Here is a 25,856-nt window from a genome sequence, read left to right as displayed (position 1 = left end):
ACCCGAGATGAGGATCGTGATGACCCGTGCCCTGCGCGCCGTGATCGCGGGCGTCCTGATCGCCGCCGGGATCGGATTCGGCGCGTACAGCGTGTGGTGGATCGCGATGCTGCTCGGCATCCCGCTGATCATCGGCGGCCTGGCGGTGCTACCCCGTCCGGGACGTGCCGCAAGCCTCCCCACCTTTGCCACCGGGTCGCCGCGTGCGGGCGTCCCGGTGCTGGTCACGGCGCTGAACCGGTCCACCTTCGACGTCACCGACGCGCAGCCGACCCTGGTGTCGGCGCGGATCACCCCACGCGACGACACCGCCTATGACGCCCGCTGGATCACGATGATGTCGCGGGTCGGGTTCCAGACGACGGTCCGCAACCCGCGGATCGCGCTGGCACCCGACGACCTGCCGCCGCGGACCGGCACCGAACCGGATCTCACCGCCGGCCCCGGATGGGCGACATTCCTCCCCCCGGCCATCGCCATCGTGGTGGGCGCCGTCGTGCTGTTCGGCGTCGGTGACTCGGTGTGGCGGATCGACACCCCGAACACGTCCACGTCGTCGAGGAGCGGTTCCGAATCCGGCAGCGGGCCGGCGGCCGGCGAGGGGATGGCGCAACTCGGCGACCGGCGTGATCGGCTGGTGCAGGCCATCGACGACGCCGGACCCGACGCCCGGTCCAACGTGCTGGCCATGACCTTCGACGCGTCCGGCTCCGATCGCGCCGAGGTGTACGACCCGGCCACCGGCCAGTCGGTGACCCTGACGGTTCGGGAAGGCGGCGAGGTCGATCAGCGTCGTTCCCCGACCACCAAACGTCGCGGCGACGCGTTCGCGACGTCGGTCGTCGCGTCCACCGATCTGTCCAGGATGGCCGCGACGATGACCGAGCGGACCACCGCCTTCGCGGGTGCGGTGGTCTTCGACGACATGGTGGTCGAACGGCCGGACACCGGCGAGGACGTGCTGATCACCGCCTCCTATCGCAACCCGGAGCACATCACCGAGACGCACGACATCCAGGCCACCCCGGCCGGCGAGGTCGCGGAGTTCTTCGACCCGGGCGACTTCGAGGCGTCCTTCGGGGTGTTGCGCGCCGCCCTCGTCGACGCCGGGGTCCCGCTCGACCGTCCGGCACTGAATCGTCTGGAGATCCGGGGTCTCGGCTCGATGACCCCGACGATGTATGCGGGCGACATCCAGAGCAGCGGTGGTGTGCTCGCCGAGTTCGTCTCCGGGCGTAACAGCGGCGAGGTGTCGGTGGTGCCGGGTGCCTTCCCGACCGTCGACCTGCGGTCCTGGTCCCCGGGTGACCTGTTCGCCTTCACCGATGTCACCCCTGCCGTGTTCGACAAGGTGCGCGACCAGGCGATGCGACGTGGCGACGTCGAGGAGATCGATCGCGCGGCGGTCGACATCCAGATGACCACCACCTTCCAGCGCGACGGCAATCCGGTGATCCAGGTCGCGGTGGGGAGATCGGACGGGTCCGAGGGCACCTACAGCCCGTCCGGGGTCTTCCTCCGTGACGGGGTGCGCTGACGCCTGACCGGGTGAGCTGAGGCCTGACCGGGTGAGCTGAGGCCTGAACGGCGGGAGTCGGGGGCCTGATGGGCGGGAGCCGGAGCCGACGCAGTGCCCGGATCACCGTTCGCGCGGCGACTCGATCATCCTGCGCGACACCGTCTCCAGCTGTTCGAGTGCGCCCGTGGTCGGGTGGATCGCACCGCGATCGACGAGCCCGCCGACGATGTCGCGGACCCGCCCGATGTAGGCGGCCTGTTCCTCACTCGTGCTGCCGCCCTCGGCATGCCGGTACAGCTTGAGCGCGGTCCGCAGCGAATCGCGGTCGGGATCGTCGAGGTAGCCGGCCCCGAGCCGCCGCCCCTCGGCCTCGCATGCCGTCCAGGTACGACGCAACGTGGTGACCGCCTGCCGATAGGCGTCGGCCCGCGCACGGTCACCCGGGTAGGCGTCGGTACGCAACGCGTTGGCGTCCTCCAACGCGACCAGGAAGTCCTGCACGTGGGTGAGCGTGACGTCGATGACCGCCGGATAGGTCAACAGCATCGCCGGGTCGAGTTCGTACCAGCCGTACCGGCCGAGCACATCGTCGTGGCGGCGGGTCGCCTCCTCCCACAGACGTCGGGACGCGTCCTCGCTGCCCGCCTCGGCCATCGGGCCCGCACCGTCGTCGATGGTGGTGTTCTCGGTGGTGCCGGCCGCAGGTCCTCCGCGGGTACCGTCCGCCGGCGGGCCCGGCGGCTCCGACGGCGGTGACGGTTCGGCGGTGGCCTTCCGCCGGCGCGGGGCGGCTGCGCGCAGCACGTCGAGCACCGCTTCGGCGGCCGGGTCACCGACCGCCACCGCGATACGCCAGCCCTCGGGTTCCGGTGTGGCGAAGACGATGTCGGCCCACCGCATCCCCCGGATCAGCAGGTCGTGTGGATCGGCACGCACGGCACCGGCACCCACCGTCGTCGTGGTGGACGCGGTGCCCAGTGACGCCGACACCACGCTGCCGAGTGGGCGGCTGACGATCCCCGACTGTTCGTCGCCCAGATAGACGTCGGTTCCGTCGACACCCAGGACCACGGCGGGGCGCGTCATGGTGCGCGCGGTGGCCCCGGCGAGCATCGACCCCGACAGCAACACCCCGACCGTGACGGCCGTGGTGGTGCCGGACACGCCCACCGCGCTCGAGACGATCAGCATCACCAGTGCGGCGACGGCGAGCAGCATCGCACCGATTCCGGCGATGCGATGCTGCGGGGTCTCGTACTCGGTTCGTGCCATGATCGCGACCATCGCCATCATCATCGCCTATTCCTGCCGTGCGGCCACCCGGGACGCTCGGTTACGGTGGTGTCCGTGACCGAGAAGGGAACTCCTTCGACCGTCGCGGCCACCGCACTGATGGCCGCGATCCTGGTGGTGGTCGGTGTCGCCGTCGCCGCCGTCGTCCTCACCGACGACCCGTCCGGCTCCGCCGAGGACGCCGCACCGACACCGCCTCCGATCGGGTCGACCTACCGTTCCACCGAGGTCACAGGTGTCGCGATCCCCGGTGGCGGCCCCCTCGAGATCGTCTTCCCCGAATCCGGTCGCGTCTCGATGACCGCGGGCTGCAACCGCCACATGGGTGAGGTCACCGTCGAAGGCTCCACGATGACCTTCGGGGCGCTCGCCTCGACGATGATGGCCTGCGCTCCCCCGCGCGACGGCGCCGACAGCTGGCTCGCCGACTTCGCCTCCGCACCGCTCCGGTGGCATCGCGACGGCACCGCCCTCACCCTCACCTCCGCCCGGTCCACCGTGGTCCTCACCGAGGTCGACTGACGGTCCCCCACCACACGCGCGCCCGGTTCCCGGGGTATCCCGGTTCCCGACCGCCCCAGTTCTCGTCCACCCCCTGCCCACACGATCCCGTTCCCCGATCGAGACAGGAGTCCTCGATGACATCCACTCCCGCCACCGTGACCGTGACCGGCGCCGCCGGCAGCATCGGATACGCGTCGCTGTTCCGGATCGCCGCCGGCGCCATGCTCGGCCACGACCGGCCGGTGCGTCTGCGACTGCTCGAACTCCCGCAGGCGGTGGCCGCCGCGGAGGGTACCGCCATGGAACTCGAGGACGGCGCGTTCCCGCTGCTGGAGTCCGTCGACATCTTCGATGACGCCCGAGCCGCCTTCGACGGCACCGACTTCGCGCTGCTGATCGGTGCCCGGCCCCGCACCAAGGGGATGGAGCGCGCGGATCTGCTGGCCGCGAACTCGGCGATCTTCGCCGGCCAGGGCTCGATCCTCAACGAGGTGGCCGCCGACGACCTCCGGGTGATCGTGGTGGGCAACCCCGCCAACACCAATGCCGCGGTCGCCGCGGCCAGCGCCCCGGACATCCCGGCCGAGCGGTTCACCGCGCTGACCCGCCTCGACCACAACCGCGCGATCGCACAGCTGGCGCGCCGCACCGGCACCCCGGTCGGCCGGATCAGCCGGGTGTCGATCTGGGGTAACCATTCGGCCACCCAGTACCCCGACATCTTCCATGCGATCGTCGGCGACACCCCGGGTGCCGAGATCGCCGCCGATCAGACCTGGCTGGTCGACGACTTCATCCCGACCGTCGCCAAGCGCGGCACCGCCATCATCGAGGCGCGCGGTGCGTCGTCGGCGGCGTCGGCGGCCAATGCGACCATCGACCACGTCCACGACTGGGTCCTGGGCACCCCCGACGGCGACTGGACATCGGTCGCCATGCCGTCGAACGGCGCCTACGGCATCCCGGAAGGTCTCGTGTGCTCGGTGCCCGCCCGCTCGGTCGACGGACGTTGGGAAGTGGTCGAGGGACTGGCGATCAACGAGTTCTCGCGCGGCCGGATCGACGCATCGGTCGCCGAACTCCGGTCCGAGCTGGATGCGGTGTCGGCACTCACAGTGTCGTGACACACCGTTCGTGACACATCTGTCGCGCCCCGCCCCGTACGGGCCCGAGGAGGCATAAGCTTTCGCCCATGGCAAAGAAGGGCAAGTCGGGCGGGGCCAAGTCCGGCGGGGAGAAGTCGGGCAAGGAACGGAAGATCGGCAACAAGGTCTACGAGGCCGAGTTGTTCCGACTCCAAACCGAACTGGTGAAGCTGCAGGAATGGGTGCGCGAGACCGGCGCCCGCGTGGTGGTGGTCTTCGAGGGTCGCGACGCCGCAGGCAAGGGCGGCACGATCAAGCGGATCACCGAGTACCTGAGCCCGCGGGTCGCCCGGGTCGCGGCGCTGCCCGCACCCACCGACCGGGAACGTGGTCAGTGGTACTACCAGCGCTACGTGGCGCACCTGCCGGCACCCGGCGAGATCGTGTTGTTCGACCGTTCCTGGTACAACCGTGCCGGAGTCGAGAAGGTGATGGGCTTCTGCACCCCGGAGGAGCACACCCGGTTCCTGCGGCAGACCCCCATCTTCGAGCAGATGCTGATCGACGACGGAATCCTGTTGCGCAAGTACTGGTTCTCGGTGTCCGACGACGAGCAGCTCCGCCGGTTCCGGTCCCGGATGACCGATCCGGTCCGGCAGTGGAAGCTCAGCCCGATGGATCTGGAGTCGGTGTATCGCTGGGAGGAGTACTCGCGGGCCAAGGACGAGATGATGGTCCACACCGACACGTCGGCGAGCCCCTGGAACGTCGTCGAATCCGACATCAAGAAGCATGCGCGACTCAACATGATCTCGCATCTGCTCTCGACCATCGACTACCACGAGGTGGCCCGACCCGAGGTGACGCTGCCCAAACATCCGATCGAGACCGGCAACTATCACCGTCCGCCGCGGTCGTTGTCGCGGTACGTGCCCGATCACGTCACCGCCCTGATGGGAGATGCCGGCTGATCGCATGACGGATCGGCACGGAGTCGGCACGGCGATGTGGATCGGATTCGCAGAATTCGACTATCTGCTCGGAGATGTGCACTCGCTCAAGCAGAAACGGTCGGTGGTGCGTCCCATCGTCGCCGAGATCAAACAGCGGTTCTCGGTGTCGGTGTCGGAGGTCGCGCATCGGGATGTGCACCGCCGCACCGGTATCGGGGTGGCCGTGGTGTCCGGTGACCGGGCGCATGTGGTGGAGGTCCTCGAGGCGATCGAGCGGTTCGCCGCCGGCCGCCCCGAGGTGGAGCTGTTGTCGGTGCGCAGCCGGGTGATCCGCTCCGACGAGGTCGACTGAGGTCCCGCGTCTCACCCAGTTCGGTTGTGCCCTCGTCACACCGGCCGAGTGTCGGTGACCACCCCTGAGGTCGGTCACCGACACCCCCATCTCACCGGGCCTCGACACGGGTCCTCGCCCAGGGGCTCGGTCCCGGCTCGACCACCCACGAGTCAAAACCTCGGTTGGCCGACGTCGACAAGTGACCCACTCGGAGGTGGACGCATTCCAGCGTGACCTTGCCGAGGTTTCGACAGCCGGTCGGCCTCGCCAGCGCGAGGACGTCCTGCTCAACCACCATGCGGGGTGCGGTTTTTGCTGGTTGAGCCGACGAGGAGCGAAGCGACGAGGCGTGTCGAAACCTCCGCCGGCCGACATCGACAAGTGACCAGCTCGGAGGTGGACGCATTCCAGCGTGACCTTGCCGAGGTTTCGACAGCCGGTCGGCCTCGCCAGCGCGAGGACGTCCTGCTCAACCACCATGCGGGGTGCGGTTTTTGCTGGTTGAGCCGACGAGGAGCGAAGCGACGAGACGTGTCGAAACCTCGGTTGGCAAACATCGACAAGTAACCAACTCGAAGGTGGATGCGCTCCAACATGACCATGCAGAAGTTTCGACAGCCGGTCGGCCTCGCCAGCGCGAGGACGTCCTGCTCAACCACCGTGCGGGGTGCGGTTTTTGCTGGTTGAGCCGACGAGGAGCGAAGCGACGAGGCGAGTCGAAACCTCGGTTGGCCGACATCGACAAGTAGCCACCCCTGAGGTTGGACACCGACACCGCTATCTAACCAGGCCTCGACACGGGTCCTCGCCCAGGGGCTCGGTCCCGGCTCGACCACCCACACCCCGACGAGGAGCGAAGCGACGAGACGTGTCGAAACCTCCGCCGGCCGACATCGACAAGTGACCACCCCTGAGGTTGGACACCGACACCGCAATCTCACCAGGCCTCGACACGGGTCCCCGTCCCAGGGGCTCGGTCCCGGCCCGACCATCGAATGTGGTTGCGTGGCGGGCGCCCTGGGCGTCGATTGTTACCGGATCACGTCCAGCACTCCGGCCGCGACGGCCACCTCGCGGTATGCGGCGGCCAACGATGCCACGGTCTCGTGCGCATTGAGTCCGCTGGGGTTGGGCACCACCCACACCTGGGCGCCGTCCCAATCCGATGGTTGCCGACCGGCGCGGGCTTTCGGTTCGCCGAATGCCGTGCGGTAGGCGGTGATTCCGAGGATCGCGACCACCTGTGGATGTACCTGGGCCACCACCTCACGCAATCGTCGCCCGCCGGAACGGAATTCGTCCTTCGACAGTTCGGCGGCGGTCGCCGTCGCACGGGCGACGACATTGGTGATGCCGATGCCGCGGGCGATCAGCTGCTCGGTGTCCTCGGGTCGCATCCCGGACGACGCGTCGATGACGTGGTCGACGATGCCGGCCTGCGCGAGCGCCGGGTAGAAGCGGTTACCACGCCGGGCGAAGTGCGCGCCGGTCGCCGCACTCCACAGCCCCGGGTTGATCCCGACGAACAGCAGTCGGCATCCGGGGCCGAGCAGGTCGTCGATCTCGGTGTCACGGAAGGCGTCGAGTTCGTCGCGGGTGAAGCGCACACGATGCACGGTACTTGCCGTCGTGCACCCCGGTATGGGTGGATGGGGTGATGGGAGATCCCACCGTGAACCCCCGATCCGGGGTCCGTCCGATCCTGATCGTCGACGCGGCCAATGTGGTCGGGTCGGTCCCCGACGGCTGGTGGCGCGACCGCAAGGGAGCGGCCGAACGGCTGCGGGATCGTCTCGCACCGCTCGCGGTGTCCGGCCTGGGCGGGCTACCGGGACCGATCCGGATCGTGCTGGTCGTGGAGGGACGCGCCCGCGGAGTGACGCCGGTCGACGGTGTCGAGGTGGTCGATGCACCCGGTTCGGGTGACGATGCGATCGTCGACGCCGTTCGGGTGAACCGGCCCGATTCCGACACCCGGGAAACGCCGGATGCCCCGGGGATCACCGTCGTCACCGCCGATCGTGAATTGCGTAGCCGGGTACGAGAACTCGGTGCACTGGTGCTCGGTCCCTCCACACTGCACGGATGAAATCCGCCCCTGCTGACACGAGGTGATGTCTACAGTGGGGATCAGGGCGCCGAACCTACCACCAGGAAAGGACGGACGTGACAATGGCACGTTTCGAACTCCCGACCCTCGACACCTTGCGTGACCTCGGCCGACCGCACGAGAACGCGATCACGATCTACGCCGAGACCTCACCTGCACCCGATGAACGTGAGGGCAGTGCACTCACCGCGAAGAGCGCCTTCGACCGCGCGATCCGCACCCTGCGCGAGACCGGCATCCGGCACGCCACCGAGACCGCGTTGCGCGATCAGTGGGAGAAGATCCGCAACGACGAGGCGTGGTCACGGTTGTCGCGGTCGGTGGCGATCTTCCTCACCCCGGTCTTCTCCGAGATCTTCGTGCTGCCGAACAACCTCGAGAACCAGATGCAGGTCGGTGGCTACTTCGACCTCGGCCAGCTGGTGCGCGCGGTGTCGTCGTCGCAGGCCGCCTACGCGCTGACCCTGTCGGCGAACGGCTGGAACCTGTGGTCGGCGACGGCCACCACCGTGGCCACCGAACTCCAGCTGACCGGCGAATACGGCACCGACGCCGCCGACGCCACCAACCGCGCGACCATCCGCGATCGCGGGCATGTGCGGCGCCTCGTCGGCGACGAGGGCAAGAAGGTCTTGCTCGACCAGTACGCACATCGGGTCGCCGAGGCGGTGAAGACCGAACTGGCACATCCTGATCCGAACGCCACCCAGCCGCTGTTCCTGTTCGCCGCCGATCCCCTGCTCGACCTCTACCGCAACGCCGACTCGGTGCGCCGGGTGATCCCGGTGCACGGGGCGCCCGACAATCTGCGGGCCGATGAGATCGACACCGCGATCCGCAAGGAGATCCCGGCGATCAACGCCGAACGCAGCTCCGCCCGGATGGACCGGATCGCCGACGGTGTGTCGGCCGGATTGGTCGCCACCGAGCTCGAGGACATCGCCCGTGCCGCCGTCGCCGGCGCCGTGTCGACGCTGCTGTACGAGTTCACCGTCGACATCTTCGGCACGATGGACCCGGCCACCGGGGCGCTGACCCGTTCCGACGACGGCTACGACCTGCTGTCGGCGATCGTGGTCTCGGTGCTCGACCACGGCGGTGAGGTCAAGGCGGTTCGCGACATGGAGATCACCCACTCACTGTGGAACGGGGTCGCCGTGGCGGGCCTGCGCTACCCGCTCGGCTGAGCCCGCACACCGAGAGACCCCACACCGAGATCCCCGACACTGCGATCCCGGGAGTGCTCGGCACTCAGTGCGGCACCTTGCTCATGTCGCTGCGCAGCATCATCACGTTGTAGTCACTCCACCGGGATGCGTTGAAGTAGAGATCCTTGCCGGTACCGAGGATGGCCGGTGACTGCGGTTGGATCATCGGGCCGTACAGCACGATGGCACCCGACGGCACCAGCGTGGTCGGCGAGCTCCACGGTCCTTCCGGCCGGTCGGCGGTCCGGGCGCGGATGGCGTTGTCGCCGTCGAGCATCAGGTACTTGTTCAGGTAGGGACTCCAGTACACCGACAGTTCGGTGACCGGCTGCCCGACGACGATCGCCGATCCGTCGTCGGGTATCTGGGAGATGCTGTCGACCCAGCCGAGTGCCTGCCCCGCCCAGTACTGGTACTTGGTGAGGTCGAGGATGTCGTCGGGCGCGAAGCGAGCCAGGAACGCCGCACCGAACCGGCCGTTGGGTGTGCCGAACTGGTAGACGTAGCCGTCCTCGGCGCCGTGGCCGCGGACGTAGGCGCTCTGCTGGAACTTGCCGTTGTTGGGATCGACCGCCTGGAGTTCACCGGGCAGCGCGAGGGTCACCGGGGCGTTGATCAGCAGGGTGTTGGGATCGGAGGTCCACGTCTGCCCGTTGTCGTCGGAGTAGGCGATGCCGGAGAAGTTGGTCACCCAGTGTCCGGCGCTGCCCCACGACCGCACCGACATGTAGTTGATGTACTGACGGAAGCCGCCGCCCGGCTTGGGGAGGGCGATCGCGGCGGTCGGGATGGTGGTGACCTCCACATAGTTCAGGCCCAGGGCGGGGATCAGCTGGAGCGCGAACCGTGGGTCGTCGGCGGCCACCACGCTGCCGGATCGGACATCACCGGAGACCGCGTCGGGCACGGTGATGCCGTTGGACAGGTCGGTGTCGTCGGAACGGAGCAGCACGTTGTGCCGCCATTGCTGGCCGCTGACCCGGCAGTTGCCGAAGGTGTCGCCGAAGGCCATCAGCGTCTGACCGCTGCCGTTGTCCCAGCTGATGCCGAGGTCGGTGCCGGAGATGCCGAACCGGTTGTAGGTGCTGTTGGGGCTCCAGGGACCGGTCACCCACGAGACCGTGCGCGTGTTGGACCCGATGAAGACGGGCAGGGGGCCCTGAGGACCGGCGCCGGGACCGGACGGTCCGTTCGATCCCGAACCCGATCCGGAACCCGAGCCCAGCGAACCGAACGACCCCAGCTCGAGCGACCCCGACGATCCGCTGCTGCTGTTGCCGCACGGTGCTGCAGCCGCGTCGCCGGCACCCACACCGGTACCGATCAGGCCGGCCGCGACGACGGCGACACCTATCAACGAGCGGGCGGTGCGCAGTCTCATCAGGCGTCACTCTCATCCGGCGGCGATGGTCACGAGCACCCTGCTCGATCACCCGTGTGACAGATGTGACCAGTGATACTCAAGTGACAATTTGATCAGCCCTGGATGACGAACCGTGTCGATCCCGGTCACAAACCGATCACGGCTTGGAATCACCTGTGAAAGACCCGACTCCGCCGGGTCATTCCGCGCGGGAGAACTCCGACGCCCTCGCCACCTGCTCGGCGGTGACCGCCACACCGGTGTACTTCTCGAACTGCGCCGCCGCCTGCAACGCGATCACCTCGGCCCCGGTGATCACCCGCTTGCCCGCCGCCCCGGCCGCGATGATCAGTGGCGTCTCCGCCGGGAACGCGACCACGTCGAACACCACCGCCGCCGCCTCGAGGACCGCATCGTCGAAGGCCTGGACGTCGGCGTCGGCGCCGCGCATCCCCAACGGTGTGACGTTGACGATGATCGCGGCCCCCGGTTCGGCGACGGCGACATGCCGGTACCCGTACTGCTCGGCCAGCGCGGGCCCGGCGACGGTGTTGCGTGCGACGACGGTCAGGTCGGCGAAACCGGCCGACCGGAAGGCCGCGACCACGGCCTTGGCCATCCCACCCGATCCCTGCACCAGCACCGGTAGCGAACTGTCGAGGCCGTTGCTCGCGATCAGCGATGCAACCGCCTCCACGTCGGTGTTGGAAGCGATCAGCCGGCCGTCGTCGTTGACGATGGTGTTGACCGCCCCGATCGCCTCCGCCGAGCTCTCGACGACGTCGACGAGCGGGATGACCGCCTCCTTGAACGGCATCGACACCGAGCAGCCGCGGATTCCGAGGGCCCGGACGCCGGCGATCGCACCGGCGATGTCGTCGGTGGAGAACGCCTTGTAGATGAAGTTCAGGCCGAGCTCGTCGTACAGGTGATTGTGGAACCGGGTACCGATGTTCGACGGCCGACCGGCCAGGGAGATGCACAGGGTCATGTCTTTGTTCAGAATCGGCACGGCGATCACGTTACCGCGTGACGGCGGTCGCCTGGCTTTGCCGAATTATGACGACCGACGTAACCTGCTTGACGGGGTCGATACGCAGCGAGGTGAGTGTGAAGTTCAACAGGTATGTGGCACTGGGTGATTCGTTCACAGAAGGGGTCGGTGACGCCGACCCCGCGCGACCCAACGGCCTGCGCGGCTGGGCCGATCGGGTGGCCGAGGAGCTCGGCAGGCACTCGGCGTCGTTCGAGTACGCCAACCTCGCGATCCGCGGCAAACTCCTCGACCAGGTGATCGAGGAGCAGATCGATACGGCGGTGGCCCTGCGGCCCGACCTGGTGACCATCTACGCCGGCGGCAACGACATGATGCGACCGTCGATCGACATCGACGGCCTCGTCGCCCGCTACGAGCAGGCGCTGTCGCGGCTGGTCGACACCGGAGCGACGGTGGTGGTGTTCACCGCCTACGACGCCGGGTGGGCACCGGTGTTCCGGCTCACCCGCGGTCGTGCGGCGGTCTACAACGAGCTGGTCCGCGAGGTCGCCGACCGGCTCGGCGTCACCGTCCTCGATTTCTGGCGTCTGCGCGGTTACGACGACTACCGGATGTGGGACACCGACCGACTGCACATGTCGCCGCCGGGCCATGCACGCATGGCATCGGAGGTGCTCGACCGGCTCGGTGTGCAGCACACCATCGCCCTCGACCCCCTGCCCGCGGCCACCGAACCGACCCCCGACGAACGGCGCCGAGACGACCTGCGCTGGGCACGGACCTTCCTCGGTCCGTGGCTGATGCGCCGGGTGCGGGGAACGTCCTCGGGTGATGGCGTCACCCCGCGCTGGCCGATTCCGGTACCGGCCGCCGACGCCCTCTCCTGACCCAGACCGACCTCTCCTGGTCCGACCACGTCGTGGGGTCCGGTACGGCCCCCACGACGTGAGGTCTCAGCGACCGGCCAGGAGCAGCGGGATCACGCGCTCGGCCAGCAGCGGCGCGAGCGACACGTCGGGGTCGAGACGATCGATCCGCATCCACCGCAGTTCGGCGATCTCGGCGGTGGGCCGGTCGACCGGCAGCACGTCGTGCCGGAACACCACGGCCTCGACGAGGTGACCGGCCTCGTTGGCCGCCGGCGCCCGGAACACACCGAGTTCGGTGAGATCGTCGGGCCCGAGGACGACCCCGATCTCCTCGGCGCATTCGCGTGCGGCGGTCTGCCGCGGCGACTCCCCCGGTTCGGGTTTGCCGCCGGGCAACATGAATCGCGTGCTGCCGGTCTTACGGACGGTCAGCAACTCGCCGTCATCGGTACAGAATACGACGGCGCTGACACGAATCACCTTGTCGCTCTTCGACATCGGCCGCTACCTCGGATCAGCGACCGAAGCCGGCGTCGCGCAGGGCCTGCGCCATCGATCCGTTGGGCGCGGACTCGCGGCGACGATTGTTGTTGCCGCCCCGCTGGTTTCCGTTGCCCTTGCCGTTCCCGTTGCCGTTGCCGTTGCCACCACGCTGGTTGCCGTCACGATCGCCACGTCCACCGCGGTTGTTGCCGCGCCCGCGCTGGTCTCCGCCCTGGTTTCCGCGGGGCTGATCGCCGCTTCCCTGGCCGCCGCGACCCTGGCCGGCGCCGCGCTGCTGGCCGCCACCGCGCCGGTCGCCGCCCACCTCGTCGTTGAGCCGCAGGGTCAGCCCGATGCGTTGGCGCTCGACGTCGACCTCGAGCACCTTGACCTTGACGACCTGGCCGGACCGCACCACCTCGTGCGGGTCGGAGACGAACCGGTCGGACATGGCCGACACGTGGACCAGACCGTCCTGGTGCACGCCCACGTCGACGAAGGCACCGAAGGCGGCGACGTTGGTGACCACTCCCTCGAGCACCATCCCCGGCTTGAGGTCGGCGACCTTCTCCACGCCGTCGGCGAAGGTGGCGGTGGTGAACGCCGGACGCGGGTCGCGACCGGGCTTCTCCAGCTCGGCCAGGATGTCGGTGACGGTGGGGACACCGAACCGCTCGTCGGCGAACTCCGCCGGCTTGAGGGTTCGCAGGGTGCGTTCGTTGCCGATGAGCTCGGCGAGCGCGACGCCCGAGCGGTCGAGGATCTTGCGGACCACCGGGTACGACTCGGGGTGCACACCCGATGCGTCGAGCGGGTCGTCGCCCTCACGGATCCGCAGGAAGCCCGCACACTGCTCGAATGCCTTGGGTCCCAGGCGCGGGACGTCGAGCAGCGACTTGCGGCTCCGGAACGGTCCGGTGGTGTCACGGTGGGTGACGATGGCCTCGGCCAGCGTGGGGGTGACACCCGACACGCGGGCGAGCAGCGGCACGGATGCGGTGTTGAGGTCGACGCCGACGGCGTTCACCGCGTCCTCGACCACCGCGTCGAGGCTTCGGGCCAGGGTGCCCGGGGTGACGTCGTGCTGGTACTGGCCCACACCGATGGACTTGGGTTCGATCTTCACCAGCTCGGCGAGCGGGTCCTGCAGACGGCGGGCGATCGACACCGCGCCGCGCAGCGAGACGTCGAGCTGCGGCAGTTCGCGCGAGGCGTACTCGGAGGCCGAGTACACCGATGCGCCCGCCTCGCTCACCATCGCCTTGACCGGTGCGGTGGCGCCGGCCTTCTTGATGTCGGCGACGAGTTCGGTGGCCAGGGCGTCGGTCTCACGCGACGCGGTGCCGTTGCCGATGGCGATCAGGTCGACGTTGTGGCGTGCGACCAGCGCGGCGAGGGTGGCCTTGGACTGATCCCACTGCTTCTGCGGCTGATGCGGGTAGATGGCACAGGTGTCGAGGACCTTGCCGGTGGCGTCGACGACGGCCACCTTGACGCCGGTGCGGAAGCCCGGGTCGAGTCCGAGTGTGGTGCGGGCACCGGCCGGTGCGGCCAGCAGCAGGTCCTTGAGGTTGGTGGCGAACACCGTCACCGCGTCCTCCTCGGCGCGCTGGCGAAGGCGTACACGCGCGTCGACGGCGGCCGACACCATCAGCTTGGTGCGCCACGCCCACCGCACCGTCTGCAGCAGCCATGGGGTGCCCGCCCCCGGGTCGGAGCCGTCGACGCCGAGGGTCGCGGCGACCATCGCCTGGTATGCCTCGTCCTCGCCGCCGTCGAAGTCGAGCGAGAGGACCTCTTCCTTCTCGCCGCGCAGCACCGCGAGCACGCGATGCGACGGCATCTTCTCCAGCGGTTCGGAGAACTCGAAGTAGTCGCGGAACTTCTGCCCGGCAGGGCTCGTGGCGACCTCCTCCGAACGGGGCGTGGTGCGCAGTGCGCCGTCGGCCCAGAACTTCTCGCGCACCGAACCGACGAGCTCGGCGTCCTCCGACGCCCGCTCGATCAGGATGTAGCGGGCACCGTCGAGCGCGGCCTGCGCGTCGGCGACGGCGTCGGTGGTGAACTCGGCGGCCACCTCGTCGGGGACCAGCGACGGGTCGGCGAGCAGACGATCGGCCAGCGGCTCGAGCCCGTTCTCGCGGGCGATCTGCGCCTTGGTGCGCCGCTTCGGCTTGTACGGCAGGTAGATGTCCTCGACACGGGACTTGGTGTCGGCGGCGAGCAGCGCGGCACGCAGCTCGTCGGTCAGCTTGCCCTGCTCCTCGATCGAGGCGATCACCGCGGCGCGGCGGTCGTCGAGCTCGCGCAGGTAACGCAGACGCTCGTCGAGGGTGCGCAGCTGCGCGTCGTCGAGGCTGCCGGTGACCTCCTTGCGGTACCGGGCGATGAACGGGACCGTCGATCCCTCATCGAGCAGCCGCACCGCGGCCGCCACCTGGTTCTCGCCGACCGATAACTCCTCGGCGATCCGCGCGTTGACGGACTTCAGTGCCCCGGGCGTCGGATTGGATGCTGCAGCTGGTGCGCTCGAACTCACCCGGTGCACCCTACCGAAGCCCACCGACACCCCGACGCCGCCCGTGGGTGTGTCGGCAACCGGTGTCGTCTGCCCGGCTCACGCCGGCGACCATCCGAGCGCCGGCCCCAACCGCTGTGCCATGTCGGTGACGATCTGGATGTAGTCGGCAGGGGCGAAGCTGAACGGCAACGCGAAGGCCACCTCGTCGGCGCGACGGAACCCGGCGTGGGCGTAGAGGCGTTCGGCGAGCTCGTCGGACGGACCGACCAGGTCCGGGGAGAACACCAGACCCCGGGGACCCTGCGGGGTCAGCGTCCGTTCATACCGCGACGCCGCATAGGTGCGGTAGCGCTCGACCTGGTCGGCGGTGGCGGTGTCGGTGGGGATCACCACCAGCCCCTGTGAGACGCGCGCCTGCTGCGGATTCGGATGATGGGCGAGGTAGGCATCGATGTGTTCGGCCTGGATGGTCGCGAAGTCGGGAGCCCCCGCCGCGGTGCCGGTGTCGGTGTCGGCGGTGACGACCGACGACGTCAGATAGTTCAGTCCGTGTCGGCCGGCCCAGATCGCGGAGTCGAGCATGCCGCCGTACCAGACACGGTCGGCGAGGCCGGGTGACTGCGGCTGGACGCTTCGGGTGAAGGTCTCGATACCAACGGTGCCCTCGAAGTCGCTGACCGGTTCCCCGCGCAGGCACCGCACCAGTCGCAGCACCCGCTCCTTGGAGAAGTCCTCGACGTCGTGGGTCTGCGGATACAGCGATGCCTTGACGTCGTCGTAACGCATCGGCGTACCCACGGAGACGCCCGGATTGATCCGTCCCCCGGACAGCAGGTCGACGGTGGCCAGATCCTCGGCCAGCCGTAGCGGGTTCTCCCAGCCGAGCGGGATGACGGCGGTACCGAGGGCGATCCGGCTGGTGCGCATCGCGGCGGCGGCCATCACCGCGACCGGCGAGGTGATGCCGTACTGCAGGTGCCGGTTGCGCAGCCAGACGGTGTCGAAACCGAGGTCCTCGGCCCGCTGGATCATCTCCAGGGTGTCGAGGTGGCCGCGGCCCGGGTCGGCGGGATCGAACGAGCCGATCGTGAGGAACCCGAGTGAGCGCAGTGGTCGGCCTTCGCGGGGCATCGCCTTCTCCTGTCGATCCGTGGTCGGCGTGCGGCACACCCGGAAACGGGGTGCGCCGGCGCCCTCCAGGATGCACCGGTCTTGCCGATGTGACCGAGGACACGCGGTGAGATATCCCACCGAGCGCTTGCCAGAAGGTGCCGCAGACCATCCGAGATGACCTGGCATCGTTGGGTTTTCACCTACATCGCCGCGGTTCCGCTCCGATTTCGGCGCCGATATTCCCGGCGTACCATGGTGATTCGGAAATCCACCCCCACCCAAGTCTCCGGCCTGCGCCGGGAAAGGCCCCATGCCGTCGACATCGCCGTCGCGGCCATCACGCGGGGCCGGGATCTCGCGTTCGGCCCTCGCGGTAGCCGTGACGTGGGCTGTCGGCGCCGTCGCGTATCTGGTCGCGATCACCAACCGAACCTCTCTGTCCGCCCTGGGAATCGATACCGCACACCATTTCTCGATCGACCCGGCGACGCTCTCGCTGTTCGCGGTGATCCAGCTCGGTGTCTACGGGGTCGCCCAGATCCCGGTCGGTATGGCGCTGGACCGCTACGGATCGAAGGCGGTTCTGACCGTCGGTCTGGGACTGATGGCGCTCTCCCAGATCGCCCTGGCGCTCGCACCCAGCGTGTGGATCGCGATCGCCGCGCGCGTACTGCTCGGCGCGGGCGACGCGGCGGTGTTCCCGTGCGTGTTGCGGATCATCGGCATCCGGTTCCCGCGCCGCGTCGCACCGCTGATGGTGCAGGTGACCGCGATGATCGGCCAGGCCGGGCAGATAGTCAGCATCGTCCCGTTCACCCATCTGGTCCACTCTCTCGGCTGGCAGCCGGGCTTCCTGCTGCTCGCCGCGACCTGCGTCCTGATGGCCGTGCTGGCGGTTGTGCTGGTGAGCGACGGGCACTCGGCCCCCACCGCCCGCAGTGCCACCGACAGCACCGCCACCGACGGTGACGGTGACATCACCCGGGACGCCTCCGACGAGCAGCCCGGCACCCTGGCCCGGCTGCGTGAATCGCTCGCCGAACCGGGCACCCGGCTGGCCTTCTGGACCCATGCCGTCTCGCCGTTCTCCACCAACATGTTCGGGGTCCTGTGGGGATTCCCGTTCCTCGTCACCGCCGAGAATCTCGTCTCCGGCACGGCCCAGATGGTGCTGATCACCTCGGTGATCATCGGCGTCGCCGCCGGACCGGTGGTCGGGGTGTTCTCGGCGCGATTCGCGCCCTACCGCGTGCACCTCGTACTCGTCCTGGTGGCCGGGCAGCTGATCGTGTGGTCGGTGGTGCTCGCGTTCAGCGGACCGGCGCCCACGTGGCTGCTGTATGTCCTGGCGATCGCGATCGGTGCGGGTGGTCCCGCCTCGGTCCTCGCGTTCGACTTCGCACGAGACCACAACCCCGTCTACCGGTTGAGCACGGCCACCGGCGTGGTCAATGCCGGGGGCTTCTTCGCCAGCGTGGTGGTGATCCTGCTGATCGGGCTCACCCTGGGCATCATGTCGGGCGGGCAGACCGGTGCCGATGCCTACGACCTGACGTCGTTCCGGGTGGCGATGGCGTGGCAGATCCCGTTCTGGTTGCTCGGCGCGACGATGGTGTGGCGGGAGTACCGCAAGACACTCGGCAACGATGCCGAGTCGGCGCCGGCGCTCACCGAGGTCGACGTACCCGATACCCCTGTCATCGATTCCCCAGCGCCCGATTCCCCAGCGCCCGATTCCCCCGTCACCGACTCCTCGGTGTCGGGGACCCGGGAGCCAGAGAGCCCAGTTCCCTGCGGAGCACGAACGCCCGATCACCACTGACCGGATCGCAGACCGGGAAACCGTGTCGCGCGTAGAACCGGTGGGCGTCCACATCGGGTTCGTCGACCTCGATCTCGAACTCGCCGGCGCCCCGTCGCGTGGCCTCGGCGACGGCGAAGTCGAGCACCACCGAACCCAGCCCTTCGTTGCGATGGTCTGGCACCGTGTACAGCTCGTCGAGCAGGGCCACACCACCCGGGACCCACACATTGGTCCGGAGGGTGACGAGTCCGACTGCCCGCACCGGTGTCCCGGCGACGACGGCAAATGTGGTGGGGGCAAATGTGGTGGGGGCCGATGACCCGAGCAGTTCCCGCAGGTTCCCGGCGATCACCTCCGGACCCGGTGTCGGTGTGTCGTATTCGCGATTGAAGGCGTCGAGCAGCGTGGCGATCACCGGCACATCGTCGGCGGTGGCGAGGCGACCGACCGGTGCAGCACTCATGGCCGTCACCGTACGCCGCCGAGCACGGCGAAGGCCGCAGGTCACCTCAGGTGACCTGCGGCCCTCGTGTCCGACCGTGATCGGGTGCACACTGAGAAGACACCCGACGTCAGTGGTTCGACGGGAGGACCATCATGCGACTACTCATCCTTTACGCCACCGACCACGGTTCCACCACGGGTATCGCCGAGCGGCTCGCCGCCGACCGGAAGCGCCACGGTGACCAGGTCACCGTCGCACGACTCCGGGAGACCTCCCACCTCGACGACTACGACGGCGTGATCGTGGGCAGTGCCATCCACAACGGGCAGTGGCTGCCCGAGGCGACCCACGCCGTCGACCGCCTGTCCTCGCAGTGGGGCGACAAACCACTGTGGGCGTTCTCGGTCGGTTCGATCGGGGCCACCACATCATTCTTCGGCGAGAAGCGCACCAAAGCGGTGCGATCCCGGATGGGCGAGCCGAAAGCCGTGGCCACCCTGCGCCATACCGGACACGTCCAGGACGCCCACCGTTTCGCCGGAGCCATCGCCCCGGGTGACTGGCCGGGCGCCGGACGGGTGATGTTCCGGGTCATGGGTGGCCACTATGGCGATGCCCGCGACTGGGACGAGGTCGACGCGTGGGCAGAATCTATCCACGCCTGATACCCCGATCACCTACGGGCCGTTGATGGTTGAGCCGACGAGGAGCGAAGCGACGAGGCGGTCACCGCTCCACGCACGCTGCAGAGATTTCGACACGGGTCCTCGCGATGCTCGGTCCCGGCTCAATCAGCAACTGAGCGTTGATAGTTGAGAAGACCAAGGGCGTAACGACAAGTCGCGTCAAGACCTCAGACCCTCGCCCTTCCCGCTCGGTCCCGGCTCAATCATCAACAAGTATCCCCGACTCAATCACCAAAGGCGTCGCGGCTCAATCAGGCACTGGCCGTTGATGGTTGAGCCGACGAGGAGCGTAGCGACAAGGCGTGTCGAAACCTCCGCCGGCCGATGTCGCCACGCAACCACGACCGACGTCAGCGGAGCGACCCGTAGGCCCGGGTCTCGAAGTCAAGGAAGCCACCGATCGACGCGGGGTCGGCGAACGGCAGAATCTGGGTGGCCCACAGCCCGGCGACGTCGGCGCTGCGATCGATCCAGTAGTAGAGGTTCGCCAGGCCCGCCCACCCCAGCGAACCGGCGGTCCGCCCGGTGGGAGCCTGCTCCTCGTTGACCATGAACGTGTACGCCCAGGTCTTGCGCTGTCCGGGGAAGAACTCGGCGTCGTGGGAGAGGTCCGGCTCGACGCCGGGCAGCATGGTCACCTGCAGTTCGCCGAGACCGTTGCGGGCGGCCGCCTCGACGGTCTCCGGTCGCAGGACGCGACCGTGCTCGCCCTCGCCGTCGTTCAGCCACATCCGGAGGAACCGCGTGTAGTCGGGCACGGTGGAGTACAGACCGTGGCCACCCATGTGCACCTCGGGATCCTGCGGCAGCACCAGCCCGGTCGGCACCAGGGTTCCGTCGGCGGTGCGCTGGTGGATCTCGGTGAGACGCTCGGTCATCGAGTCGGTCATCGAGAATGCGGTGTCGGTCATGCCGAGCGGCGCGAACACCCGCTCGGCCATGACCTCGCCGAGTCGTTTGCCGCGGATCGCCTCGACGATCAGTCCGGCCCAGTCGATGTTGCTGCCGTAGTTCCAGCGGGTGCCCGGATCGAAGATCAGCGGGGTGGCCAGCGACGCCCGGGTTCCGGTGATGACGCTCGGCTGACGGCCGCCGGCGGTGAGCCGCGAGTACGACTCATCGAAGAACGAGTAGGCGAAGCCGGCAGTGTGCAGCAGGAGCATGCGGGTGGTGATCGGGGTCTTCGGCGCGCGTAGGACGGGTGAGCCATCGTCGGCGAAGCCGTCGAGCACACCGATCTCGCCGATCTCGGGGACATAGTCCGACGCCGGGGCATCGAGATCGAGCAGCCCCTCCTCGACGCACTGCAGCACGGTGGTGCCGGTAATCGCCTTGGTGGTGGAGAAGATCGCGAACACCGAGTCGGTGGTCATCGGGGTGTCACCGGCAAGGGAGCGGACACCGGCGGCGCCCTCGTAGACGGTGCCCGCCGCGCGGGTCACCGATGCGACGACGCCGGGCACGCGGGCCGCGTCGGTGGCGGTGGTGACGTCGGTGAGGACCTCGTCGAGTGCCGGGCCCAGCGTCGATGCGTTCACGGTGGTCATGGCCGTCCTTTCAGTGCTGTGTGAGGTACAGCACAGAAAGCTAGTGACTTTTGGGAGGTGGCCATGCCTGCCATCGGCACGGTCTGATCCCGATCGGCACCTGGCCCGACGAACCCTGCCCCGACGAACCCTGCCCCGGAACCGCCCGCGCCGGTCAGCCCGACGATCCGCGCGCGAGCGTCGCCGACGGATTCTCCCCGAACCGACGCCGGTACGCCGCGGCGAAGACACTCATGTTCACGTAACCCCAGCTGCGGGCCACCGTCGCCACCGACGGCGCTCCCGCCGACAGTTCCCGGTAGACGCCTTGGAGTCGTTGCTCCACCAGATAGGCGCGCGGAGACATACCGAGATAGCGGCCGAATCCGCCGGCAAGGCCCCGCACACTGACCCCGGCGACCGCGGCGACGTCGGTCACCGTCGGCAGATCCCGGGCGTGCTCGTCGATGTAGCGAACGGCCGAGCGGACATAGCCGGGTGCGGCGATCATCGGCGCGCGGGCGAGGTCGATCCCGGCCCGCTGCGCCCATTCGTCGAGCAGGTGGGCGGCGATCATCTCCTGCAGATTGGCCCCGATCCGTCCCGTTGCGACCTGATCGGGGGCGACCGCAGCGGTCCGCGCCGCATACCCGAGCAGTGCCAGCCAGGCGCTGTCGGGTCCGCCGACGACGCACCGATGCGCCCACAGCCGGTCGTCGGGGACATATCCCCACCAGCGCAGCGCGAGGTCGGCGAGCAGGCGGTGCGGGATGGTGAGGTTCAGTTGCAGGTGATCCGGGTCGGCGACGAGGCTGTAGTCCACCCGACTGCAGTCGGCGACATAGGTCTGGCCCACGGTCAGTTCCGCGCCGAAGCGCGTTCCGGCCGCGTGGTGGGTCCAGCCACGAAGGGTGGTGAGCACCAGGACATTTCCGGAATCGGAGTCGAAGTTCGCAAGGTCCACTCCGACGCCGTAGCTGAAATGCGTCATCGTGATCTCGCCGATCGGCACCGAGAACATCGACGACGCCGGGGCCACACCCCGACCGATCGGCTGTACGTCGAACTGCATGTACTTGTCGTCGGTCCAGGTGCGGATGACATCCCAGTCCGACTCGGCATGGATCAGCCCACGGTTGACCGCCGGCCGGGGATCCAGATCCAGTGACACGCGTCCACCGTAGGCGACGGCGGACCTACGTCGACGCTTTTTGTCAGACTCCGTCTGTATGTTCGAACCATGTCCACCGAGATCCCCCCACCACCGTCGGCACACGCCGACGACGGTGCCCACGGCGATCCACACTGGACCGACCTCATCGCCACCGACGACACCCTCCCCGTACCCGACCGCCTCCGCGGCGACGAACACCTCACCGCCACCGATCTCACCGAGATCATCGCCCACTGCGCCTCCACCCGCGCCACCGCCATGTTCCGCCTCATGCAAGCCGCCTCCCTCATGTACGAGGAATACGAAGAGAACCACCAACAGAAGATCGCCGAAGCCACCACCAACCACTACGACAACCTCGAAACCTTCGCCGACGCCCTCACCGCCCACCACACCGACACCACCCCCTACGACCAGCACGGACCCGACGGCCTCGAACAAGCCATCGCCCAGATCGGCGCCGTCCTGTCGGTCCCACCTCGCAAAGCCCGCGAACTCATCCTCGCCGGCGACGCCCTGCGCTACCGCCTCCCCTGGACCGGCGGCACCCTCGCCCAAGGCCGCATCGACGAACACCGCTTCCAGATCGTGCTCACCCGCACCACCCTCGTCACCCCCGAACTCATGCCCCAGGTCGACTCCCGCATCGCCGAACAGATCCTCGGCCGCGACACCATGTCCACCGCCCGCTTCACCGCCATGGTCGACGCCGTCGTCGCCACCACCGACCCCGCAGCCCTGCACCGCCGCCGCGCCCACGCCAAAGCCGAACGCAAGGTCACCATCACCCCCGACCGCTTCGTCCCCGGCCAATCCCGCCTCACCGCCAACCTCCCCGAACTCGACGCCGAACTGGTCAACGCCCGCATCGAGGCCATGGCCACCACCGTCCACCCCGACGACCCCCGCACCCGCGAACACCGCCGCTCCGACGCACTACTCGCCATGTCCGAAGGCCGCACCCACCTCGACTGCCAATGCCACACCTGCACCACCACACCAACACCAGCACCAGCACCAGCACCAGACGACAGCAACAGCGACAGCGACAGTGCCGCGACCGAAATCGGCAGCAGCACCGACCAATCCGACCCCACAGAGCACCCCGACCCCACAGAGCACCCCGACCACACCGAGCAGCCCGACCACACAGAGCAGCCCGAATGCACCTGCCAGTGCACCCACCACACAACCCCCACCCCGAACGCGGCCACCCCACCCGCAGCCGGTGCCATCATCCACGTCATCGCCAACCAGAGCACCCTCGACGGCCACGACGACCACCCCGGCTACGCCGACGGGATCGGCATCATCGACGCCCACACCATCCGAGACCTCGCGATACGCGACTTCACCCAACGCACCGGCATCACCCGCGACATGATGGAGCGATCCTCACGCATGCGCTACCGGCCCGGGAAACAACGCACCGCCTACGCCTTTGCCGCCGACCTGTGCTGCACCTGGCCCGGCTGCAACAACAAAGCCACCACCAGCGACATCGACCACACCAACCCCTACGACCACCGCCACCCCGAACGCGGCCCCACCACCACCTGGAACCTCAAACCCCTGTGCCGGTTCCACCACCGGATCAAAACCTTCACCACCTGGCGCGACTGGGGTTGACCCTATTTGCCGGACATCCTGATGGCCAGTGTGAGGCTGGTCAGGGAGGATGGAGTGATGGGAGCAAAGCGCAAGAGTTACACGCCGAAGTATCGGCGTGAGGCTGCGCATCTGGTGATCGACACCGGTCGCACGATTGCCGAGGTCGCGCGGGAGATCGGTGTGGGTGAGCAGTTGCTGGGCCGGTGGGTTGCGGTCGAGAGGGCCCGGATGGATGACCCGCCGCCGGCGGTGGATGCCGATGAGCGGGCAGAGTTGGAACGGTTGCGGCGTGAGGTGGCCGAGTTGCGGATGGATCGGGAGTTCCTAAAAAAAGCAGCAGCCTTCTTTGCGTCGGAAACGTCGCACCAGAGCAAGCGTACGAAGTGATCGACGCGGAGAAGGCGTCCGTTCCTGTTGTCCGGGCCACCGAGTTGTTGGGTGTGTCTCGGTCGGGGTTTTATGAATGGCAGGCTCGTCGGGATTCACCACCCACACCACGACAGGTTCGTCGGCGGGAGTTGACGGAAAAGGTCGCTGCGTTTCACGACGCTTCTGATGGCGTGTATGGGGCTCCGAGGATTGTTGCCGACTTACGAGATTCGGGTGAGGTCGTGTCACAGAAGACTGTCGCTAAGATCATGCAGGAGAATAGGATTCAGGGAATCAGTCCGCGTCCGTGGGCTCCGGTGACGACGATTGTCGATCCGAACCCGCACGCGATTCCAGATCTCGTTGGCCGGGTGTTTGATCGGGGGAGGTTGAATGCGGTGTGGACGTCGGATATCACCTATCTGCGAACCTCCGAGCAGGGATGGTTGTATTTGTGTGCTGTTCGGGATGGGTGTTCTCGGCGTGTGATTGGGTATGCGTTTTCTGATAGTCTGGATACCGATGTTGTGGAGACCGCGTTTCGGAATGCGATCTCGTTCCGGGAGTCGGAGACGGGTTCCACGACGAATGTGATCTTTCATGCGGATCGTGGGTGTCAGTACACGTCGGCGCAGATGGCTGATGCGGCAGCTGAGTGCAATGCTCGGCTGTCGGTGGGGCGTACTGGGGTGTGTTGGGACAATGCCCAGCAGGAGAGTTTCTGGTCGACGTTGAAGACCGAGTTCTACAATCGGCGGACGTTCGCGACGCACTTGCAGGCGTGTGTGGCGGTCTCGCGGTGGATCGATCAGGTGTACAACCGGAAGCGTCGGCATAGCGCGTTGGGTTACCTTGATCCTGTGTCGTTCGAGCGCAACATGATTGATCAGGCGGTCGAGAAGGCCGCTTAACCGGTGTCCGGTAAACGGGGTGAACCCCACGACTTCACCGACACCCTCGGCCTCGCCGTGTTCGAATCACCCACCGGACACTTCTTCGTCGGCAACGCCTTCCGCGGCACCAACCTGTTCCCCGGACTCATCGGCCTCGCCGACAAACCACCCGACCACCCCGCCCGCCGCAAGACCGACACCATCCACCGGCAACGCCGCCGCCGAGCCGACCGCGCCCAGCAACGCTGGGACGACGAGAACCCGCCACCCTTCTGAACCGATTCTTGCGCGAACCGCAAAGCAGCTTGCCGAAACGGATGATCGGCAGCACTCTGACGGTCGGACACACGACGGAGGTCACCGATGACGCATGCTTTCGACAAGGACTACTGGGAATCCCATTGGGATGGCGCAGCTTCCGAGGCGCCCTCGAATCCCTATGTCGCCGAGGCGGTTCGTGGCCTCACTCCGGGGCGTGCGCTGGATGCCGGGTGCGGAGCGGGTGCCGAGGCCATCTGGCTCGCAGCGCGCGGGTGGCAGGTGACCGGTGCCGATATCTCCGGACGCGCACTGGCTGCAGCAGCCGAACGCGCCGATGCCGCAACGGGTATCGAACCCATCACGTGGATCGAGACGGATGTGTCGACGTGGCAGCCGGACGACCGGTGGGATCTGGTGATGACCAACTATGCGCACCCGGCCACACCGCAGCTCGACTTCTACCGACACATCAGCGACTGGGTCGCGCCGTCCGGGGTGTTGCTCATCGTCGGGCACCGCCACGTCCCGGACGCTGCACACCACCACACGCACTCGCACTCACCGGAGGATCAGCCACCGGAGAAGGCGACAGCGACCATCGCCGGCATCACCGGCGTCCTCGCCCCGGAGAACTGGCGCATCGACGTCGCCGAGGAGTGCGAACGAACCGTCCGCGACGGCGTGCCACCGTTGCACGACATCGTGGTCCGGGCAACCCGACTCGTCTGAGCCGCC

24 protein-coding genes are annotated in these 25,856 nt (G+C 68.1%); 14 read left to right on the top strand and 10 right to left on the bottom strand.

Annotation, left to right across the window (positions count from 1 at the left end):
• The first annotated feature begins 19 nt into the window (after window positions 1-19).
• On the top strand, window positions 20-1,537 hold the full coding sequence (locus tag Q9K23_RS24620; RefSeq protein WP_152972567.1) for a hypothetical protein: 1,518 nt from the start codon (window positions 20-22) through the stop codon (window positions 1,535-1,537).
• Window positions 1,538-1,639: 102 nt separating this feature from the next.
• Here Q9K23_RS24620 and Q9K23_RS24615 read toward each other — a convergent pair whose 3' ends face one another.
• Window positions 1,640-2,791, bottom strand: coding sequence for a hypothetical protein (locus tag Q9K23_RS24615; RefSeq protein ID WP_261977602.1), 1,152 nt, complete (start codon window positions 2,789-2,791; stop codon window positions 1,640-1,642).
• Between the two features lie 75 nt (window positions 2,792-2,866).
• On the opposite strand from Q9K23_RS24615, the gene Q9K23_RS24610 reads away from it, so the two are divergent.
• The 4 genes from Q9K23_RS24610 (at window position 2,867) to Q9K23_RS24595 (ending at window position 5,706) form a co-directional block, all read left to right on the top strand.
• On the top strand, window positions 2,867-3,334 hold the full coding sequence (locus Q9K23_RS24610) for an META domain-containing protein (RefSeq protein WP_020794126.1): 468 nt from the start codon (window positions 2,867-2,869) through the stop codon (window positions 3,332-3,334).
• A gap of 116 nt (window positions 3,335-3,450) precedes the next feature.
• Entirely contained in the window at window positions 3,451-4,440 is a 990-nt protein-coding gene (locus Q9K23_RS24605) for a malate dehydrogenase (protein WP_053776022.1), read from the top strand.
• Between the two features lie 68 nt (window positions 4,441-4,508).
• A complete protein-coding gene (ppk2, locus tag Q9K23_RS24600) occupies window positions 4,509-5,372 on the top strand; it encodes a polyphosphate kinase 2 (RefSeq protein ID WP_020789629.1) in 864 nt (287 codons plus the stop codon).
• Between the two features lie 34 nt (window positions 5,373-5,406).
• Window positions 5,407-5,706 carry a DUF503 domain-containing protein gene (locus tag Q9K23_RS24595; protein WP_020789630.1) on the top strand — a complete coding sequence of 100 codons (300 nt, stop codon included), beginning with the start codon at window positions 5,407-5,409 and terminating at the stop codon, window positions 5,704-5,706.
• A gap of 1,013 nt (window positions 5,707-6,719) precedes the next feature.
• On the opposite strand, the gene mug is transcribed toward Q9K23_RS24595, so the two are convergent.
• Window positions 6,720-7,295 carry a G/U mismatch-specific DNA glycosylase gene (gene mug, locus Q9K23_RS24590; RefSeq protein ID WP_053776037.1) on the bottom strand — a complete coding sequence of 192 codons (576 nt, stop codon included), beginning with the start codon at window positions 7,293-7,295 and terminating at the stop codon, window positions 6,720-6,722.
• Between the two features lie 50 nt (window positions 7,296-7,345).
• Here mug and Q9K23_RS24585 point away from each other — a divergent pair, with 50 nt between their 5' ends.
• Window positions 7,346-7,777, top strand: coding sequence for a hypothetical protein (locus Q9K23_RS24585; protein ID WP_053776023.1), 432 nt, complete (start codon window positions 7,346-7,348; stop codon window positions 7,775-7,777).
• 83 nt (window positions 7,778-7,860) lie between these two features.
• A complete protein-coding gene (locus tag Q9K23_RS24580) occupies window positions 7,861-8,985 on the top strand; it encodes a hypothetical protein (protein WP_020789627.1) in 1,125 nt (374 codons plus the stop codon).
• Between the two features lie 64 nt (window positions 8,986-9,049).
• Here the strand turns inward: Q9K23_RS24580 and Q9K23_RS24575 are convergent, their stop codons facing one another.
• Together Q9K23_RS24575 and Q9K23_RS24570 are read right to left on the bottom strand one after the other, a co-directional pair.
• Window positions 9,050-10,363 carry a DUF4185 domain-containing protein gene (locus Q9K23_RS24575; RefSeq protein WP_261977608.1) on the bottom strand — a complete coding sequence of 438 codons (1,314 nt, stop codon included), beginning with the start codon at window positions 10,361-10,363 and terminating at the stop codon, window positions 9,050-9,052.
• A 205-nt stretch (window positions 10,364-10,568) separates the two neighbouring features.
• Entirely contained in the window at window positions 10,569-11,381 is an 813-nt protein-coding gene (locus Q9K23_RS24570; RefSeq protein ID WP_053776038.1) for a shikimate 5-dehydrogenase, read from the bottom strand.
• A gap of 98 nt (window positions 11,382-11,479) precedes the next feature.
• On the opposite strand from Q9K23_RS24570, the gene Q9K23_RS24565 reads away from it, so the two are divergent.
• A complete protein-coding gene (locus Q9K23_RS24565) occupies window positions 11,480-12,253 on the top strand; it encodes an SGNH/GDSL hydrolase family protein (protein ID WP_020789625.1) in 774 nt (257 codons plus the stop codon).
• Window positions 12,254-12,319: 66 nt separating this feature from the next.
• On the opposite strand, the gene Q9K23_RS24560 is transcribed toward Q9K23_RS24565, so the two are convergent.
• The 3 genes from Q9K23_RS24560 to Q9K23_RS24550 all read right to left on the bottom strand — a co-directional run bounded on the left by Q9K23_RS24560 (window position 12,320) and on the right by Q9K23_RS24550 (window position 16,370).
• Window positions 12,320-12,733 carry an NUDIX domain-containing protein gene (locus Q9K23_RS24560; RefSeq protein WP_020789626.1) on the bottom strand — a complete coding sequence of 138 codons (414 nt, stop codon included), beginning with the start codon at window positions 12,731-12,733 and terminating at the stop codon, window positions 12,320-12,322.
• Window positions 12,734-12,749: 16 nt separating this feature from the next.
• Window positions 12,750-15,266 carry a Tex family protein gene (locus Q9K23_RS24555; RefSeq protein ID WP_053776039.1) on the bottom strand — a complete coding sequence of 839 codons (2,517 nt, stop codon included), beginning with the start codon at window positions 15,264-15,266 and terminating at the stop codon, window positions 12,750-12,752.
• Window positions 15,267-15,335: 69 nt separating this feature from the next.
• Window positions 15,336-16,370 (bottom strand): LLM class flavin-dependent oxidoreductase, encoded by a 1,035-nt coding sequence (locus Q9K23_RS24550; RefSeq protein ID WP_053776025.1) that lies wholly within the window; start codon window positions 16,368-16,370, stop codon window positions 15,336-15,338.
• Between the two features lie 361 nt (window positions 16,371-16,731).
• Between Q9K23_RS24550 and Q9K23_RS24545 the strand changes: the two genes are divergently transcribed.
• On the top strand, window positions 16,732-18,174 hold the full coding sequence (locus tag Q9K23_RS24545; protein WP_053776026.1) for an MFS transporter: 1,443 nt from the start codon (window positions 16,732-16,734) through the stop codon (window positions 18,172-18,174).
• On the opposite strand, the gene Q9K23_RS24540 is transcribed toward Q9K23_RS24545, so the two are convergent.
• Entirely contained in the window at window positions 18,095-18,619 is a 525-nt protein-coding gene (locus tag Q9K23_RS24540; protein ID WP_053776027.1) for a GNAT family N-acetyltransferase, read from the bottom strand. The two genes, Q9K23_RS24545 and Q9K23_RS24540, sit on opposite strands and share 80 nt — an antisense overlap.
• A 134-nt stretch (window positions 18,620-18,753) precedes the next feature.
• Between Q9K23_RS24540 and Q9K23_RS24535 the strand changes: the two genes are divergently transcribed.
• Entirely contained in the window at window positions 18,754-19,266 is a 513-nt protein-coding gene (locus Q9K23_RS24535) for a flavodoxin domain-containing protein (RefSeq protein WP_020790997.1), read from the top strand.
• Between the two features lie 371 nt (window positions 19,267-19,637).
• On the opposite strand, the gene Q9K23_RS24530 is transcribed toward Q9K23_RS24535, so the two are convergent.
• A complete protein-coding gene (locus Q9K23_RS24530) occupies window positions 19,638-20,834 on the bottom strand; it encodes a serine hydrolase domain-containing protein (RefSeq protein WP_020789548.1) in 1,197 nt (398 codons plus the stop codon).
• A gap of 154 nt (window positions 20,835-20,988) precedes the next feature.
• Complete coding sequence (locus Q9K23_RS24525) at window positions 20,989-21,984, bottom strand: AraC family transcriptional regulator (protein WP_020789555.1); 996 nt, start codon at window positions 21,982-21,984, stop codon at window positions 20,989-20,991.
• A 69-nt stretch (window positions 21,985-22,053) separates the two neighbouring features.
• Between Q9K23_RS24525 and Q9K23_RS24520 the strand changes: the two genes are divergently transcribed.
• The 4 genes from Q9K23_RS24520 to Q9K23_RS24505 all read left to right on the top strand — a co-directional run bounded on the left by Q9K23_RS24520 (window position 22,054) and on the right by Q9K23_RS24505 (window position 25,850).
• On the top strand, window positions 22,054-23,616 hold the full coding sequence (locus Q9K23_RS24520; protein WP_305950319.1) for an HNH endonuclease signature motif containing protein: 1,563 nt from the start codon (window positions 22,054-22,056) through the stop codon (window positions 23,614-23,616).
• Window positions 23,617-23,673: 57 nt separating this feature from the next.
• Window positions 23,674-24,878 (top strand): IS3 family transposase gene (locus tag Q9K23_RS24515; RefSeq protein WP_152972914.1). Its coding sequence is split into 2 segments (ribosomal slippage): window positions 23,674-23,926 and window positions 23,926-24,878, totalling 1,206 coding nucleotides; the frame shifts between segments, so codons are not numbered across the junction.
• A 3-nt stretch (window positions 24,879-24,881) separates the two neighbouring features.
• A complete protein-coding gene (locus Q9K23_RS24510) occupies window positions 24,882-25,136 on the top strand; it encodes a hypothetical protein (RefSeq protein WP_020789559.1) in 255 nt (84 codons plus the stop codon).
• A gap of 87 nt (window positions 25,137-25,223) precedes the next feature.
• Entirely contained in the window at window positions 25,224-25,850 is a 627-nt protein-coding gene (locus tag Q9K23_RS24505) for a class I SAM-dependent methyltransferase (protein WP_020789544.1), read from the top strand.
• Window positions 25,851-25,856 lie beyond the last annotated feature (6 nt).

It is taken from the genome of Gordonia sp. NB41Y (genome assembly GCF_030718915.1).
Classification (GTDB): domain Bacteria; phylum Actinomycetota; class Actinomycetes; order Mycobacteriales; family Mycobacteriaceae; genus Gordonia; species Gordonia desulfuricans.
This window is presented reverse-complemented; position numbering and strand designations above follow the sequence as displayed.

What these genes read in the sequence shown, in the direction of transcription:
- Q9K23_RS24620 (WP_152972567.1), top strand. Translation starts at nt 20, where the DNA reads ATGACCCGTGCCCTGCGCGCCGTGATCGCGGGCGTCCTGATCGCCGCC.
- Q9K23_RS24535 (WP_020790997.1), top strand. Translation starts at nt 18,754, where the DNA reads ATGCGACTACTCATCCTTTACGCCACCGACCACGGTTCCACCACGGGT.
- Q9K23_RS24585 (WP_053776023.1), top strand. Translation starts at nt 7,346, where the DNA reads ATGGGAGATCCCACCGTGAACCCCCGATCCGGGGTCCGTCCGATCCTG.
- Q9K23_RS24530 (WP_020789548.1), bottom strand. Translation starts at nt 20,834, where the DNA reads ATGACCACCGTGAACGCATCGACGCTGGGCCCGGCACTCGACGAGGTC.
- Q9K23_RS24605 (WP_053776022.1), top strand. Translation starts at nt 3,451, where the DNA reads ATGACATCCACTCCCGCCACCGTGACCGTGACCGGCGCCGCCGGCAGC.
- Q9K23_RS24505 (WP_020789544.1), top strand. Translation starts at nt 25,224, where the DNA reads ATGACGCATGCTTTCGACAAGGACTACTGGGAATCCCATTGGGATGGC.
- Q9K23_RS24550 (WP_053776025.1), bottom strand. Translation starts at nt 16,370, where the DNA reads ATGCCCCGCGAAGGCCGACCACTGCGCTCACTCGGGTTCCTCACGATC.
- Q9K23_RS24615 (WP_261977602.1), bottom strand. Translation starts at nt 2,791, where the DNA reads ATGGCACGAACCGAGTACGAGACCCCGCAGCATCGCATCGCCGGAATC.
- ppk2 (WP_020789629.1), top strand. Translation starts at nt 4,509, where the DNA reads ATGGCAAAGAAGGGCAAGTCGGGCGGGGCCAAGTCCGGCGGGGAGAAG.
- Q9K23_RS24520 (WP_305950319.1), top strand. Translation starts at nt 22,054, where the DNA reads ATGTCCACCGAGATCCCCCCACCACCGTCGGCACACGCCGACGACGGT.
- Q9K23_RS24595 (WP_020789630.1), top strand. Translation starts at nt 5,407, where the DNA reads ATGTGGATCGGATTCGCAGAATTCGACTATCTGCTCGGAGATGTGCAC.
- Q9K23_RS24540 (WP_053776027.1), bottom strand. Translation starts at nt 18,619, where the DNA reads ATGAGTGCTGCACCGGTCGGTCGCCTCGCCACCGCCGACGATGTGCCG.
- Q9K23_RS24560 (WP_020789626.1), bottom strand. Translation starts at nt 12,733, where the DNA reads ATGTCGAAGAGCGACAAGGTGATTCGTGTCAGCGCCGTCGTATTCTGT.
- Q9K23_RS24580 (WP_020789627.1), top strand. Translation starts at nt 7,861, where the DNA reads ATGGCACGTTTCGAACTCCCGACCCTCGACACCTTGCGTGACCTCGGC.